Source organism: Azoarcus taiwanensis (assembly GCF_012910885.1).
In the GTDB taxonomy this organism is placed as follows: domain Bacteria; phylum Pseudomonadota; class Gammaproteobacteria; order Burkholderiales; family Rhodocyclaceae; genus Azoarcus_F; species Azoarcus_F taiwanensis.
The window spans coordinates 23,003-38,412 of record NZ_WTVM01000022.1; the positions used below are offsets into that span (position 1 = coordinate 23,003).

Below are 15,410 nucleotides of genomic sequence, written 5' to 3' on the forward strand. Positions count from 1 at the left end.
CCCTCAGGGGGTCAGGCCACGCACGGTTTGCTCGATGCTGCCGAAGATACTCCGCCCGGCCACATCATGCATCTCGATCCGGACCCGGTCGCCGGGACGCATGAACGGCGTGACCGGCTTTCCCTGCTCGATGGTTTCGTACATGCGCACTTCGGCGAGACAGCAGTAGCCGACGCCGCCGTTCGCGATGCTCGAGCCGTAGAGACCGCCCTGCTTGTTCGACACGGTGCCCGAGCCAACGATGGTGCCGGCACCGGCCTCTCGCGTCCTCGTGATGTGTGCGACCAGTTGCGGGAAGCTGAAGGTCATGTCCACGCCGGCGTTCGGTTTGCCGAAAGGCTGGCCGTTGAGCGTCACCTCCAGCGGCAGGTGCAGCTTGCCGCCGTGCCAGGCTTCGCCAAGCTCGTCCGGTGTCACCGCGACCGGGCTGAACGCACTGGCCGGCTTGGACTGGAAGAAGCCGAAACCTTTTGCCAGTTCGCCGGGGATGAGGTTGCGCAGGCTGACGTCGTTGACCAGCATCACCAGGCGAATCGCGCCCGCCGCGACGTCCGGCCCGGCGCCAAGCGGCAGATCGCCGGTAACCACCGCGACCTCGGCCTCGAAGTCTATGCCCCATGTTTCATCCGCGACGATGTCGTCACGCGGGCCGAGGAAACCGTCGGAGCCACCCTGATACATCAGCGGATCGGTGTAGAAGGACTCGGGCAACTCGGCCCCTCGCGCCTTGCGCACCAACTCCACATGATTGATGTAGGCCGAACCGTCGGCCCACTGATAGGCACGGGGCAGCGGCGAGTGGCAGGCCGCCGGATCGAAGGGTTCACCCTCGATCGCGCCACTGTCCAGCGCCTCGAAAGCCTGGCGGAGTTGCGGCTCGCAGCTTTCCCAGTCGTCGAGTGCGGCCTGCAGGGTTCGCGCGATCGCGGGCACGGCGCGGCAACGGGTGAGGTCGCGGCTGACGACGACCAGGGTGCCGTCACGCCCGCCCCGTTTGAGGGTCGCCAGTTTCACCGGAACATCTCCTTGTAACGGCCGTCATGCATCCACGCGGCATGCTTCGGCGCCTTCTTGGTCTTCGCCCATTCCTCGAGCATGTCCCACTTGACCTCGTCCAGCGCCTCGAGCATGCCCGGGCGGTGGGTGTTGCAGGCCAGTTCCAGACGATGACCGTTCGGGTCGAAGAAATAGATCGACTGGAACAGCGCGTGATCGGTGGGGCCGACGACGTCGATACCCGCCGCCTCGAGACGGGCCTTGGTGGCCAGCAGGACGTCCATCGACTCGACCTCGAGCGCGAGGTGCTGGGTCCAGGCCGGAGTATTCTCGTCCCGCCCCATCGGCGCGCGGGTCGGCAGTTCGAAAAAGGCCAGGATGTTGCCCTGCCCCGCATCGAGGAAGATGTGCATGTACGGATCAGGCTCCTTGGTCGACGGCACCTCGTCCTCTGCGATCGACAAGACCAGCTTCATGTCGAGGTGTTTTTCGTACCAGCGCGCGGTCTCGAGCGCATCCTTGCAGCGGTAGGCCACGTGGTGAATCTTGTTGACCAGCATCTTCGTATCTCCTTCAAACGCCCTCGCGGGCGATCTGCATCGCCTCGCGCAGCACCGAAATGTCACCGATGTGATTTGCGAGCAGCAGGATCAGGCGGGCATTGACCATCGCGCTCTGCTCGTCGCTGAGGTCACGATGAGTGTCGATGAGCATCTCGTAGAAATCGTCACCCGGGCTGAACGCGCGAAAATAGCGTTTACCGGGCTCCGAGAAATTGGGCTGCGTATTCAACGGCATGGTCGTCTCCTCAGTTGCAGGTCGCACGGGCGACCGCTGCACGCACCGCATCGGCGTCGAAAGCACGCCAACGGGCGGCCACATGCTGGTCCGGCCGGGCAAGATACGTCGTACCGGCCCGCATGTCGTAACGCTCACGGATACGACCTGCCTTGTCGATGACGGTTCGCAAGGCCTCAGGCGCCTGCCCGCGGGCCGCGACGACGATGGCTTCCACCGCCACACGTTCGTGCGCCAATGCCTTCAACGCATGCACCGTGCCGAGGTCCAGCGTCGCCGCATCTTCGACGAAATGCAGCAGCTGGAAGCGATTTCCGAGGGTGCCGAGCAGCCAGGGCGCTGAGCCTGCGGACTCGATCGGCGCATCATCCATCGGCGCCCCCGGCACCATGTCACCGGCGAAGGTGTCGGTATCCGGCGTGTTGAGTATGGACTCGGTAAGAAAGCTCGGCACCGACAAGCGGCCCGAATTCACCAGCGCACGGGCGAACGCGTAATGCTCCGCAAGCCCCAGCACCGCATTGCGGAATGTCTTGCTCACCGGTGACTTCGGCGTGATGAAGTCCGTCGAGCGGGTCGAGTTCATGATGTTCTCGTCAGCGGCGAAAACACGCTCTGCCGAGTAGCTGTCGAGCAGTTGCTCCGGTGCCTGGCCGTCGATGACCAGCTTGAGCTTCCACACCAGGTTGTCGGCATCCTGAATGCCCGAGTTGGCGCCACGCGCACCGAAGGGTGACACCTGGTGTGCCGCATCGCCGACGAAGAGCGCTCGCCCGTGGCGGAAGTCCTTCATGCGTCGGCACTGGAACGTGTAGACGCTGACCCACTCGAGCTCGAACGGGCGATCGTCGCCAAGCATCGCCTTGATGCGCGGAATCACGTTCTCGGGTTTCTTCTCTTCTTCCGGGTCAGCCTCCCAGCCAAGCTGGAAGTCGATCCGGAATACATTGTCGGCCTGGCGGTGGAGAAGCACCGACTGGTTCGGATGGAAGGGCGGATCGAACCAGAACCAGCGCTCCGTCGGAAAATCGGCATCCATGACCACATCGGCGATCAGGAAGCGGTCCATGAAGATCTTGCCCTCGATGTCCAGGTCGAGCATCGAACGGATCGGGGAACGTGCGCCGTCCGCCACGACCAACCAGTCGGCGTTCAGGCTGTAGGCACCATCCGGGGTCTCGACCCGCAGTTCCACACCATCGGCCTGCTGCGTGACCCCGACGACGTTGTTCTTCCAACGCAGGTCGATGCCGCCGACTGCCTCGGCGCGCTTGACCAGATACTCCTCGAGGTAATACTGCTGCAGGTTGATCATCCCCGGCCGGTGATGATCCGGCTCCGGGCAAAGGTTGAAGTTGAATACCTCCTGTTCGCGGAAGAAGGTGCGCCCGACGTTCCACGAGACGCCCTTGGCGACCATCTCCTCGCCGCAGCCGATGCGATCGAGCACCTCCAGGGCGCGCTTGGCGTAACACACGCCGCGCGAACCGATGCTGACAGTGTCGTCGTTGTCGAGCAGCACCACCCGCTGCCCATGCTGCGCGAGGTCGATCGCGGTCGCGAGCCCGACCGGCCCGGCGCCGACGATGATCACGGGGTGATGCCCTTGGCCCGCACCATCGAGTTCCGGCGGACGTCGATACTCATACTTCGGATACTTGTAGGTACTCAGCACGGCTGTCTCCTTGCATGCTGCCTGCGGTCACAGTCAGCGCGATCCTTCTTCGAGGACCTCCCGCTGCTGGCGGCCGGTTGCGGCCGACCTGGTTTCTTCGGTTGGGCGACCTTCCTGAATGCTCACTCCTGGAGAGCGTGCCACATCTGCTGATCGCGCTCGGCGGTCCAGATACGCGGATCCCGAATGCCACTTGCCTCGTCGTGCGCGCGCGTGACGTCGAACGGCAGGCAATGCTCGTAGATGAAGACATGACCGAACTTCGGGTCCATGTTCCCCCGGGTCAGTGCCATTGTCGCCTTGAGATCCATGCCCTTGCCGACCGCCTCCTGCGCGCTCTTGTACAGCGTGGTGACGAAATCACGCGTGTAAGCAAGACCTGCCCTGACCGCCTCCGGGTTCATCAACGCTGGACCGCGTCCGGGCACCAGCTTGGCGAAGTTCATCGCCTCAAGATTGGCGAGCGTCTGCGGCCAGTCGGCCAGATAGGCGTCACCGGTGTAGCAGGCCGCATCGGCCTCGACCAGATCGCCCGAGAAGCAGATGTTCTGAGAGGGCAGATAGACGATGGTGTCGCCCTTGGTATGCCCGCGACCGAGTTGCTTGATCTTGACCTCGAGCTTGCCCATCCACAGGGTCATTTCGCCCTTGAAGGTCAACGTCGGCCAGGTCAGGCCCGGCACGCTCTCGACCGCCTGAAAAAGACGCGGAAAACGCCCAATCTCCGAGTCCATGTCCTGCTGACCACGCTCGACAATCAGATCGTAAGTGTCGTGACTGGCGATGATCTGCTCCAGCCCCTCGCTCTTGTAGCCGGAGGCCCCAAGCACACGCACCGCATGATAGTGGGTCAGCACCACGTATTTGATCGGCTTGTCAGTCAACTCACGCACCTTGGCGATCACTGCCTGCGCGGCCACCGGTGTCGCGGTGGCATCGATGATCATCACCGAGTCATCGCCAATGATGATGCCGGTATTGGGATCGCCTTCGGCGGTGAACGCATATGCGTTCTCGGACAGCTGCTCGAAACTGACTTTCTTCTCTTCGAGATCGGCCTGCGATGCGAATGCCTTGGTGTTCATTCTCTTTACTCACTCATCGAATCGGATAGCGCAATGCTAGAGTTATGTTCGATAATGGTCAATAGCTTCGCCATTGTCGAATTTTTCGAAACAGCCCGAATCGAGGCGGTCAACGCCGACACGCTGCTAGAATCCACCCCCCAAGGAGAGCCCCTGTGAGCGAAGAACGTGACGACAAGCCGATTCGAAGCAGTGACCGGCGCGGAATCCAGTCGATTGAAGTCGGCGGCGCCCTGCTTCAGGTGCTTGTGCGAAACGCATCGCCAATGATGCTCAAGGATCTGGCGCGCGAGGCCGGCATGTCGCCGGCCAAGGCGCACCCCTATCTGGTGAGTTTCGGCAAGTTGGGACTCATCGAGCAGGACCCCATCACAGGTCGTTACGGGCTGGGCGCCTTCGCGCTCCAGGTCGGGCTCGCCGCGCTTCAGGGACTGAACCCGCTGCGCGTCGCCACGCCAGCTGCAGCGGCCTTATCGAACGACATAGAGCAAAACGTCGCGATAGCAGTCTGGGGCAACCACGGCCCGACTATCGTCAGCATCGAAGAGTGCAGTCGACCGATTCATGTGAACATGCGCCCGGGCACAGTCATGAGCCTGCTGAATTCGGCAACCGGGCGGGTGTTCACGGCATTCCTGCCGGAGCGCATGACGCAACCACTGGTCCAGCAGGAACTGTCCCGCCTGGCCGGAGACGATCAATCGTCGCTGCGCCCGTCACGAAAACACATCGAAGCCGAACTCGACGAAGTGCGCAGCATGCAAATGGCACGAGCAATCGGGCATCCGATCCCGGGCATCAACGCCTTCTCGGCACCGGTTTTTGATCACAATGGCCATATCGCCCTGTCACTCACTGCAATGGGGCCGGCTGGCAGCTTCAACCCCGACTGGGACGGCCCGATCGCGCAAAAGGTACGCGCTTGCGCCGACGGGATTTCAAGGCGACTCGGACGCATAACCAGGGCCTGAGAGGCCCTGGCAGCTCTCAGCCCAGCAAGCCGCCCAGTTGCTGTTGCAACTCCTCGACTCTCAACTGCCCCATCTTGGTAAGAACAATCGAATCGCGCCACGGCTCCTTCAGGCTCCGCAGCTCACGCCCCGACTTACTCTTCAGGATCTGCTCGCGCAGGTCAATGTTGGCATAGGGGCCATTGAAATGGCGCAATGAGTTCAACATGAAATTGCGCGCCATTTCGAGTTTCGCCGGTTCGATCTCGGGCCCGTCATCGACAACTTCTTCGGCAACGACCGCCGCTGGCGAATTTCCTTCGGCGATCGTTGACTCGTTGGCGGCCGCTGCACCCGGCGCAGCGACAAACCCGCCCGCGACAAGCAACTCGAATGTTTCGTCGAACTTCGGGTCGGGCATCATCGCCCGGAGCGCGTCGATGTCGCGCTTGCCGTCGAACAGAATCAACAGCCTCCGCGCGCGCGGTCCGAGCGAACCGCCCCGTAAATCGATTTCCTCCTGCCCTTTGCGGGTCTTGGCAAAAACCGTTGTCATTTTGTCTCCTGGTGTGAATTTGCTTCAGTTCAAGTCAATATCGCCCTGCTCACGAATAAGACCGTTGGTCGCACGCATCAGCCTGAAAACTAGAAGGCCATATGGGTATGTTGCCGAAATATCCCCTCTTTCGCCGGATGTGATGAGTGCATATGTCACGAATTGTATGAACTTTATCCAGGCTCGTCAGCCACCACAATAGCATCCGGCCAGACTTCAGAGACAACCCGTAGCGCCGCAGCGATGGGCGGCTCGCCTCGACGATCGTGGCGACAGATGAACGCGAGCCCTGCATCGACCGAAACCGCATCTGCGATCACCACCCCGTCGGCGTGCGCAGCGCGTAGTGCGAGGCTGTCGCGCGCGAGTGCGAGTGCGACACCGGAGCGCACCAGGTCGAGCATCGTCGGCTCGAGATCGACGCGCGCGACCACATTCTGTTCCACCCCAAGCGACCCGAAAATCCGGCCCAGCAGCCGATGATGCGCGGATTCCTGCGGCGTGGCGATCCACGGCAAGGCCGCCAGTTCCCGCCAGCCTTTGCCTCGAACCTGCGCACCCCAGCCGGGCGGCGCGACGACCCGGTAAGTGAAGCTCGTCAGCTGAATCGCATGAAACCGTCCCGCGAGTTCCTTCAGTCCCGGAAAACCCAGCGTGTAGGCAACATCCAGCGTACCCAGCTCTACCTCTCGTGCCACCGCACCCGACATGCCATGCCTCAGTTCGAAGGCCAGCCCCGGATGGGATTCGGCCAGCGCGCCAAGAAAGGCCCCGAGACGCAGAAACTCCGGGTCGACAATCGTGCCCAATCGCAGACGACCGCTTACCGCACCGCGCAGACTGGCGGCTGCGGACTCGAACTCGTTCACCGATGCAACAGCACGCTCGGCTGCAGGCAGCAAGCGACGGCCGAAGTCGGTCAGCCTCATCCCTCTGGGCGTACGTTCGAACAGCGCGAGCCCGACCTCGGACTGGAGCTTCTTGATCTGGAGGCTGAGCGCCGGCTGACTCAGGAACAGCCGCGAGGCGGCCCGGGTCAGATTGCCTTCACGTGCGACGATGACGAAAGACCGCAGCAAACCTGGATCCATTTCGATATTAGTAATGACAATAACGGATCAAAGGATAAATCATTGGACCAGCCATCGCCTACAAACTATAAATACAGGCTGCAACAGTCCGGCGACATGGAAATCCATGCGCGCCCGCACCCAACACCGACATGAGGATTCATCATATGTCTCTGACCTACGTCCATGCGTCCGACCTCGTTCCCCACTGGATCGGCGGCAATATTCACTCTGGTATCGGCGAGCGTAACGCGCCGGTCTTCGATCCCGCTCTGGGTGCGGTCGCACGCGAGGTTCGCCTCGCAGAACAAGCGGATGTGGATGCCGCGGTCGCTGCGGCGTCCCAGGCCTTTCCGGCGTGGGCAGCAACCACGCCACAGCGCCGCGCACGCGTGATGCTGAAGATGCAGGCGCTGGTCGAACGTCACGCCAAGGACATTGCCCGTCTGATCACGCGCGAGCACGGCAAGACTTTCCCCGACGCCCAGGGCGAGGTCCAGCGTGGACTCGAAGTCATCGAGTTCGCCTGCGGCATTCCGCAACTGTTGAAGGGGCAGTATTCGGACAACGTCGGCGGCGGCATCAGCAACTGGAGCCAGCGCATGCCGCTGGGCGTGACCGCCGGCATTACGCCGTTCAACTTCCCGTTCATGGTGCCGATGTGGATGGCGCCGGTGGCGATCGCCTGCGGCAACACCTTCATCCTCAAGCCGTCCGAGCGCGACCCCTCACCGTCGTTGCTGACCGCCGAGCTGTTCCGCGAGGCCGGGTTGCCCGACGGCGTGTTCAATGTGCTGCAGGGCGACAAGGTTGCGGTCGACGGTCTGCTGAACCACCCGGACGTACAGGCGGTGAGTTTCGTCGGCTCCACACCGATCGCCCGCTACATTTATGAAACCGCTGCGAAGAACGGCAAGCGCGCGCAAGCGCTCGGCGGCGCCAAGAATCACATGGTGGTGATGCCGGATGCGGACCTCGATCAGGCCGCCGACGCACTGATCGGTTCGGCCTACGGATCGGCGGGCGAGCGATGCATGGCGATCTCGGTGGCAGTCGTCGTTGGCGATGTCGCCGACACATTGGTCGACAAGGTGGTTGATCGCGCCCGCAAGCTGAACATCAACGACGGCGAGGCAGAGGGCGCCGACATGGGCCCGATCGTCACCGCGGCCGCGAAGGAACGCATCGAGGGCTACATCGACGCGGGCGTACGCGAGGGCGCAACGCTGGTGCTCGACGGTCGCGGCCTCAAGGTACCCGGCCGGGAACACGGCTTTTTCACCGGTGCCACGCTGTTCGACCACGTGAAGCCGGGCATGAGCATTTACGAAGAGGAAATCTTCGGGCCGGTGCTGTCGGTGGTCCGGGTCGCCACCTTCGCCGAGGCGGTGGAGCTCATCAACAATCACGCCTACGGGAACGGTGTGGCCTGCTTCACCCGCGATGGCGGCACGGCCCAGGCCTTCGCACAAACCATTCAGGTCGGCATGGTGGGCATCAACGTGCCAATCCCGGTACCGATGGCCTGGCATTCGTTCGGCGGCTGGAAGCAGAGCCTGTTCGGCGACCACCACGCCTACGGCGAGGAAGGCGTTCGTTTCTACACCCGCTACAAGAGCATCATGCAGCGCTGGCCGGACAGCACCTCGAAGGGGCCGGAGTTCGTCATGCCGGTCAACAAGTGAGGATGCCCAGGTGAAGGACTTCGGAGAATTCGACTACATCGTCGTAGGTGCCGGGGCTGCCGGTTGCGTGCTCGCCAACCGGCTGTCCGCCGACCCCGAGATCAAGGTGCTGCTGCTCGAAGCCGGCGGCAAGGACGACTGGATCTGGATACACATCCCGGTCGGTTATCTCTTCTGCATCAACAATCCGCGCACCGACTGGTGCTACAAGACCGAGCCGGAACCAGGTCTCAACGGTCGCTCCATTATCTACGCGCGGGGCAAGGGTCTCGGCGGCAGCACCTCGATCAACGCGATGATCTACATGCGCGGTCAGGCGCGTGACTACGACGAGTGGGCGTCGCTCACCGGGGATGCCGACTGGTCGTGGAACAAGGTGCTGCCGGTATTCAAGGGTTGCGAAGATCACTGGCGCGGCGACAACGAGATGCACGGTGCAGGCAACGAGTGGCGCGTGGAACAGCAGCGCCTGCGCTGGGACATCCTCGACCGGTTCGCCGAAGCTGCGAACCAGGCCGGCATTCCCGCCACGGCGGACTTCAACACCGGCAACAACTTCGGCACCAGCCAGTTCGAGGTCAATCAGAAGAAAGGAGTACGCTGGAACGCATCCAAGGCATTTCTGCATCCGATCACCCATCGCTCCAACCTCAAGGTGGTGACACATGCGATGAGCGACCGCCTGGTGATCAAGGACAAGACAGTTCAGGGCATCGAGTTCATCGTGAATGGCGAACGCTGCGTCGCGCGCAGCCGCATCGAAACCGTGCTCGCCGCCGGCTCGCTGGGTTCGCCGGCGATCATGCAGCGCTCGGGCATAGGCGATCCGGCCTTCCTGCAGGAGATGGGCATTGAGGTCGCCCATGCGCTGTCCGGCGTCGGCAACAATCTCCAGGACCACTTGCAACTGCGCAGCGTGTTCAGGGTGCAGGGCATCAAGACGCTCAACAAGCAGGCCAACAGCCTGTGGGGCAAGGCGATGATGGGGTTGGAGTACGCGCTCTTCCGCCGCGGGCCGCTGACCATGGCGCCCAGCCAACTCGGTCTGTTCGCACACTCCAGCCCGGACATGCCTACGCCGGATCTGGAGTATCACGTCCAGCCGCTGTCGCTCGACAAGTTCGGCGACCCGCTCCACACTTTCCCGGCCTTCACCGCCAGCGTCTGCGACCTGCGTCCGACTTCGCGCGGCTGGATGAAAATCCGCGACCGCGACCCCGGCAGCGCGCCGCGAATAGCGCCGTGTTATCTGAGCACCGACGCCGACCGTGAAAAAGCGGCCCGGGCGATCCGGCTAACCCGCAAGATTGCGTCTCAGCCGGCGCTGGCACCGTACCTTCCAAGCGAGCACCTGCCTGGACCGGCCTACGACACCGACGAGCAGCTCGCCGAGGCAGCCGGCAACATCGGCACGACCATCTTCCACCCGGTGGGCACCTGCAAAATGGGGCGAGAAGATGACGAATCCGCCGTGGTCGACAGCCGTCTGCGGGTACGCGGGCTGCAGGGTTTGCGGGTCGTGGATGCCTCCATCATGCCGACCATCACCTCGGGCAACACCAGCTCGCCGACGATCATGATCGCTGAACGCGGTGCAGCAATGATCCGCGGAGATCGTAAGATGAACTGATACCACCGGATGGGTGGCGTGATCCAGCGTCCGGTGGCGGATGCGGCACGAACGTGCACTATTTATCGTAGTTATACGAAAGCTTGCGTATAACATAAGACATACTGCACTGCCGCATCACCCAGCGAACCACTGATGTTGAACCATCCCGCACGCCCCCACCGGCGCCCGCCCGCGTCGGCCACACACCAACCACTTTTCGACGTCGACTGATCGCAATCTGGTTGTGCGTGGCATGCCTGCTCGGCGCCTACTGGACATTGCTTTACTCATCGCACCAGGATCAGATGCACCGGGCCGAAGAGCAAACCCAGTTGCGCGCGGCCGAGATTGCTCACGCATTGGCCCTGCAGGCGCAAACCCAGTTCATCAAGCTCGACTACCTCGCCGGCCACCTCGGCGAACACTGGCTGAAGGAAGGCCCGGAGGGCACCCGCCATGCCGCAGCAGTCGCCCGCGAGGCGATGCCGGAAGGCGCGCTGACCCAGGTCGCAATCGCGAATTCACTTGGGGACATCGTGTTTTCCGACCTGACCGATGCGGCGCCCGCCGACGAACAGACGGGACGTCCGGTCTCGATCGCCGATCGCGAGCATTTCCGGGTTCACCTAGAAAATCCCACCCAGGGCCTGTTCATCAGCGCCCCCATCTTCGGTCGCGTCTCGGGACAATGGACGGTGCAGTTCACCCGTCCGCTGACCGTCGAAGGGCGGCTTCGCGGTGTCATCGTCGTGTCGGTTTCGACCTATCACCTGGCGAACGTGCTTCGCGACCTGTTTCCGGATCCCGTCAACGTCGCGGTGCTGATGAACGACAAGGGTATCTACCTCGCCCGATCGGATCGCATGAGCGAAGTCATGGGACAGGTGGCCCCCCATCACAGTAGGAGACTTGTAGGCAACACTGCCGAACGTGGCAGTTTCCGCGCAATCACCGACATCGACCAGGTCGATCGATTCTACGCCTGGCATCGTGTGACCGGCTATCCGGTACTGGTTAGCGTGGGCCTGGGCCGGGATACCGCACTCGCCGGAGTAAGCGATGCCCTGAAATACAGCTACTGGCAGAATCTCGCCGGATCCGCTCTGCTATTGCTGGCGTTCGCTGTCATCAGTGTCTTCTGGAGAAGGCACGCCGAGCAGACCCGCAGAATCGCAGAAACCGGTCAGCGACTGGAAAAACTGGTCGCCCAAGTGCCTGGTGCCGTGTACCAATACCGCATGCATCGAGACGGAAGCTCCTGCTTCCCATATTCCAGCCCCGGCATCCACGACATCTATGGCCTTGAACCGCTGACGGTGGTCACCACGGCTGCGCCGGTTTTCGCGCGCATCCATCCGGCGGACCTGCCCCAGGTTTCGCGCAGCATCCACGAGTCGGCCGAACAGCTCGCCCTCTGGCGATGCGAATACCGGGTCATGCAGCCGGACGGCAGCATTCGCTGGGTGTCGGGACGGGCCCGCCCGGAACGCACCGACGAAGGCGATACGCTATGGCACGGTTACATCCACGACGTGACCGCGGAACACGAGACCGCCGAAGTCCTCAGACGCAGCGAAACGCTTCTTCGCGAGACGCTGCAGGCGGTGCGTGATGGTTTGTGGTCCTGGCACGTGGACACCGGCGAGGTCAGCTGGGATGCGAGAATCAACGAGATGCTTGGCGCCCCGGCGGAAGCGCGCAGCCTGCGCTACGAGGACTACATCGCCGAGATTCACCCGGCCGATCGTGATCGCGTCATCAGCGAGCTGAGCTCAGCCTTGAACCGCCATCCCAACGAGGTCATCGCCAGTGAGCATCGCCTGCGCACCGCTTCGGGTCGTTGGCTATGGGTGGAAGTCCGTGGTCGCGTCGTGGATTGGGACACGACAGCTCAGCCGCTACGCCTGATCGGCACCTGCACCGACATCAGCGCCCGCGTGGCGGAGACCCAGATGCACACCATCCTGCTCGAAGAGAGCATGGCGGCCATCGCGGTCCTGAGCGCCGACCAGCACATTCTCGAAGCCAACCGTCGGGCCATGGAGATCTTCGTGCCCCAGGGCACCGACCTCGCCACACTGACGCTTCGCAGCCTGCATCTGAGCGACGAACACTACGCGCCTGGAGCCGTTCAACGATACCCTGCGCCGCACCGGCAAAGTCCGCCTCGAGTACCCGATGCGCGACGCCCGCGGTGAGGTGCGCTGGTTCGATATGCAGGCGGTGACGCGCGATCCGGACGACGAAGACAGCGTATCGGTATGGACGCTGGTCGATATCACAGAGAAGCACCAGATTCAGACCGCACTGGCCGCCGAACGACTGCGCTTGACCGCCCTGCTGCGGCGCTTCCCCGGTGGCGTACTGATGGAGGACGCGGCCGGCGTGATCACCACCGCCAACCCCAGTCTGTGCGCCCTGCTCGGGCTCCCGGACCACGCTGACAACCTGATCGGGCAACACCACGACGCCTTGTGCGAACGCCTCGGCCCGGAACGATCCGCCTGGTTGCACCAACCGGGACTGACACGAGGCGAGAAGCGGCGAACCATCGAGGTGACACAGTCCGATGGCAAGACCCTGGAAATCGACTGGCTGCCGATCGAACGTGGCGGCGAACAGCTCGGCCGTGTCTGGCTGCTGCACGACATAAGCGAGCAGAAGGAGCGCGAGCGAGCGCTCGCTTCGCTTGCATTGACCGATGCGCTGACCAATCTGCCCAACAGGCGAAGCTTCATGGCAAGCTTGGAAGCTGCACTCGAGGACTATCGCCAGCACCCCGAGCGCGAGGGTGCGCTGCTGATGCTGGACATGGATCACTTCAAGAAGGTAAACGATACCTATGGGCACGCCACCGGCGATCTGGTGTTGCAGCATCTGGCGCGAATCGTTCGCCTTGGATTACGCCAGCACGATACCGCCGGACGCATCGGTGGCGAGGAATTCGCCGTGTTGCTGCGCGACATCAGCGAAACCGACGCAGCCTCGCTCGCCAACCGCCTGCGACAGACGCTGGCCGACTCGCCGGTCGTCACCGGCGACGCGTCCATACGAGTGACGATGAGCATCGGTCTCGCCATGCTGGACAGGCAGGATGCAAACCGTATCCTCGCTCGAGCCGACGAGGCGTTGTACGAGGCAAAGAGTTCGGGCCGGAACCGGGTCTGCTGTCATCGCGAATCGGCGATCACATCACCCTGACAGCGGCCCCGGGAACCGCCTCGATCAGCCGTACATCATCCTCGGCAACCACAACACCAGGTCCTCCCAGATGAAGACCATCGCCACCGCGAGCAGCTGGAGCAGGATGAACGGGATCACCCCCATGTAGATGTGCTTGGTCTTGATCTGTGGAGGGACGACCCCTTTCAGGTAGAAGAGCGAGAAGCCTACGGGCGGTGTCAGGAACGACGTTTGCAGGGCCACTGCGAACAACACAACGAACCAGATCAGATCAAAGCCGAGTGCAGACACCACTGGTCCTACCAACGGCAAAAGAATCAGGCTGATCTCGAGCCAGTCGAGGAAGAAGCCGGCGACGAAGGCGATCAACAGGATAACGATGACGATGCCCTCCGGCGGCAGCGGAATGCCGCGCAGCAGTCCGCCAATGAACTCATCGCCACCGAGCGAGCGCAGCACCACGGCAAACGCGGTCGCGCCGAGGAAAATGCCGAACACGAAGGCTGTGGTCAGCGTGGTCTTCTCGCAGACTTCCTTGATGACCGCAAACGACAGCTTCCTGTTCATCGCCGCCAGAATCGTCGCGCCGAGCGCGCCGACGCCGGCAGCCTCGGTTGGTGTGGCGATGCCGAAAAAGATCGAGCCAAGCACCGCCAGGATCAGACCGAGCGGCGGAATCACTGCAAGCAATACCTCTCCGATCAGCTTCAGGGTGATCGGCGGCAAATCCTTGGGCGGCTGGGCGAGCTTTGGATAGGCGATCGCGGCGATGATGACGTACGCGATGTAGAGCAGGCCGAGCATGACCCCAGGAATGAGGGCGCCCATGAAGAGATTGCCAACCGACAGCGACAGCTGGTCGGCCATGATGATGAGCATGATGCTGGGCGGGATCAGAATACCCAGCGTGCCCGCCGACGCGACGACGCCACTCGCGAAAGCCGGCGAATAGCGTTGCTCCAGCATCACCGGGATAGACAGCATCGCCAGCAACACCACCGAGGCGCCGACGATGCCGGTCGAGGCTGCGAGCAGGATGCCGATGGTGATTACCGCCACGCCGAGCCCGCCACGGAAGCGCCCGAAAAGCTTGATGAAACTCAGCATCAGGCGCTCGGCGATGCCGGAGCGCTCCAGCATCAGCCCCATGAATATGAACATTGGCAACGCGACCAACACCCAGTTGGACATCTGGCCAAAGATGCGCTGGACCATGACGCCGAAGATGCGCCAGTCGGTCAGGAAGTAGGTGTCGACGTCAAAATACTGCGACAACAGGATGGCCCCGACGCTGAACACCACCGAAATACCGGCGAGCAGCCAGGCTACCGGATAGCCGGTGAAGATGAGCAGTATGAAACTGCCCAGCATCGCCATGACAAGAATCTCGTTTGCCTCGAACACGAACCGGCTCCTATCCCGTTGAGGTTCTCGTTACTGCCGTAACGGTCTGATTGCGTGAGAAAAGTGCGCCGTTTCAGGTTTGCCGCGGACGCGGAAACCCGGTCAGCAAGGCAAACGCGCGGATCAACCGCGCCACCCCCGCCATGGCAAGCAAGGCGAACGCGTAGATGATGAACGACTTGATGATCCAGCGCATCGGCAAGCCGCCAGGCGCCGCCGAGATCTCGTTGATACGATAGGACCGCTCGACGAAAGGCCACGCGTACTGAAGGATGAAATAGCAGAAGGGCAGGAAGAACACGAGTGTGAAAAACACCTCGATCGCCGCCCGGGTGCGTGGGCGGAAGTGCTCGGCGAGCACATCCACCCTCACATGTCCGTCATGAAGAAAGCAGT

Annotated in this window: 14 protein-coding genes; 5 read left to right on the forward strand and 9 right to left on the reverse strand. The window is 62.5% G+C overall.

The window, feature by feature from the left end; all coding sequences use genetic code 11:
- Nucleotides 1–3: 3 nt before the first annotated feature.
- From GPA21_RS05485 to GPA21_RS05505, 5 genes are all read right to left on the reverse strand, one after another.
- Nucleotides 4–1,014: a fumarylacetoacetate hydrolase family protein gene (locus tag GPA21_RS05485; protein ID WP_168987208.1), complete on the reverse strand. Its 1,011-nt coding sequence runs from the start codon at nucleotides 1,012–1,014 to the stop codon at nucleotides 4–6.
- Entirely contained in the window at nucleotides 1,011–1,556 is a 546-nt protein-coding gene (locus tag GPA21_RS05490) for a VOC family protein (RefSeq protein ID WP_168987209.1), read from the reverse strand. The genes GPA21_RS05485 and GPA21_RS05490 overlap by 4 nt, the downstream gene beginning before the upstream one ends.
- A gap of 13 nt (nucleotides 1,557–1,569) precedes the next feature.
- On the reverse strand, nucleotides 1,570–1,794 hold the full coding sequence (locus GPA21_RS05495; RefSeq protein WP_168987210.1) for a DUF2783 domain-containing protein: 225 nt from the start codon (nucleotides 1,792–1,794) through the stop codon (nucleotides 1,570–1,572).
- A 10-nt stretch (nucleotides 1,795–1,804) separates the two neighbouring features.
- A complete protein-coding gene (locus tag GPA21_RS05500; protein ID WP_168987211.1) occupies nucleotides 1,805–3,469 on the reverse strand; it encodes an FAD-dependent oxidoreductase in 1,665 nt (554 codons plus the stop codon).
- Between the two features lie 122 nt (nucleotides 3,470–3,591).
- The gene (locus tag GPA21_RS05505) at nucleotides 3,592–4,554 is read right to left on the reverse strand and encodes an MBL fold metallo-hydrolase (protein ID WP_168987212.1); all 963 of its coding nucleotides are present in this window, start codon (nucleotides 4,552–4,554) and stop codon (nucleotides 3,592–3,594) included.
- A 155-nt stretch (nucleotides 4,555–4,709) separates the two neighbouring features.
- Between GPA21_RS05505 and GPA21_RS05510 the strand changes: the two genes are divergently transcribed.
- The gene (locus GPA21_RS05510; RefSeq protein ID WP_168987213.1) at nucleotides 4,710–5,525 is read left to right on the forward strand and encodes an IclR family transcriptional regulator domain-containing protein; all 816 of its coding nucleotides are present in this window, start codon (nucleotides 4,710–4,712) and stop codon (nucleotides 5,523–5,525) included.
- 16 nt (nucleotides 5,526–5,541) lie between these two features.
- On the opposite strand, the gene GPA21_RS05515 is transcribed toward GPA21_RS05510, so the two are convergent.
- A complete protein-coding gene (locus tag GPA21_RS05515; RefSeq protein WP_168987214.1) occupies nucleotides 5,542–5,973 on the reverse strand; it encodes a hypothetical protein in 432 nt (143 codons plus the stop codon).
- A 260-nt stretch (nucleotides 5,974–6,233) separates the two neighbouring features.
- Nucleotides 6,234–7,139, reverse strand: coding sequence for a LysR family transcriptional regulator (locus tag GPA21_RS05520; RefSeq protein WP_211163430.1), 906 nt, complete (start codon nucleotides 7,137–7,139; stop codon nucleotides 6,234–6,236).
- A gap of 158 nt (nucleotides 7,140–7,297) precedes the next feature.
- Between GPA21_RS05520 and GPA21_RS05525 the strand changes: the two genes are divergently transcribed.
- The 4 genes from GPA21_RS05525 (at nucleotide 7,298) to GPA21_RS05540 (ending at nucleotide 13,628) form a co-directional block, all read left to right on the forward strand.
- The gene (locus GPA21_RS05525; protein WP_168987216.1) at nucleotides 7,298–8,815 is read left to right on the forward strand and encodes a CoA-acylating methylmalonate-semialdehyde dehydrogenase; all 1,518 of its coding nucleotides are present in this window, start codon (nucleotides 7,298–7,300) and stop codon (nucleotides 8,813–8,815) included.
- 10 nt (nucleotides 8,816–8,825) lie between these two features.
- Nucleotides 8,826–10,445 carry a GMC family oxidoreductase N-terminal domain-containing protein gene (locus GPA21_RS21245; protein ID WP_168987217.1) on the forward strand — a complete coding sequence of 540 codons (1,620 nt, stop codon included), beginning with the start codon at nucleotides 8,826–8,828 and terminating at the stop codon, nucleotides 10,443–10,445.
- A gap of 287 nt (nucleotides 10,446–10,732) precedes the next feature.
- Nucleotides 10,733–12,625 carry a PAS domain-containing protein gene (locus GPA21_RS05535; RefSeq protein ID WP_168987218.1) on the forward strand — a complete coding sequence of 631 codons (1,893 nt, stop codon included), beginning with the start codon at nucleotides 10,733–10,735 and terminating at the stop codon, nucleotides 12,623–12,625.
- Nucleotides 12,606–13,628 (forward strand): GGDEF domain-containing protein, encoded by a 1,023-nt coding sequence (locus GPA21_RS05540; protein ID WP_168987219.1) that lies wholly within the window; start codon nucleotides 12,606–12,608, stop codon nucleotides 13,626–13,628. The genes GPA21_RS05535 and GPA21_RS05540 overlap by 20 nt, the downstream gene beginning before the upstream one ends.
- 24 nt (nucleotides 13,629–13,652) lie before the next feature.
- Here the strand turns inward: GPA21_RS05540 and GPA21_RS05545 are convergent, their stop codons facing one another.
- A complete protein-coding gene (locus tag GPA21_RS05545) occupies nucleotides 13,653–15,014 on the reverse strand; it encodes a TRAP transporter large permease (RefSeq protein WP_211163431.1) in 1,362 nt (453 codons plus the stop codon).
- A gap of 73 nt (nucleotides 15,015–15,087) precedes the next feature.
- Nucleotides 15,088–15,410 (reverse strand): TRAP transporter small permease subunit (locus GPA21_RS05550; RefSeq protein WP_168987220.1); only part of this gene is annotated, 323 nt, incomplete at its 5' end.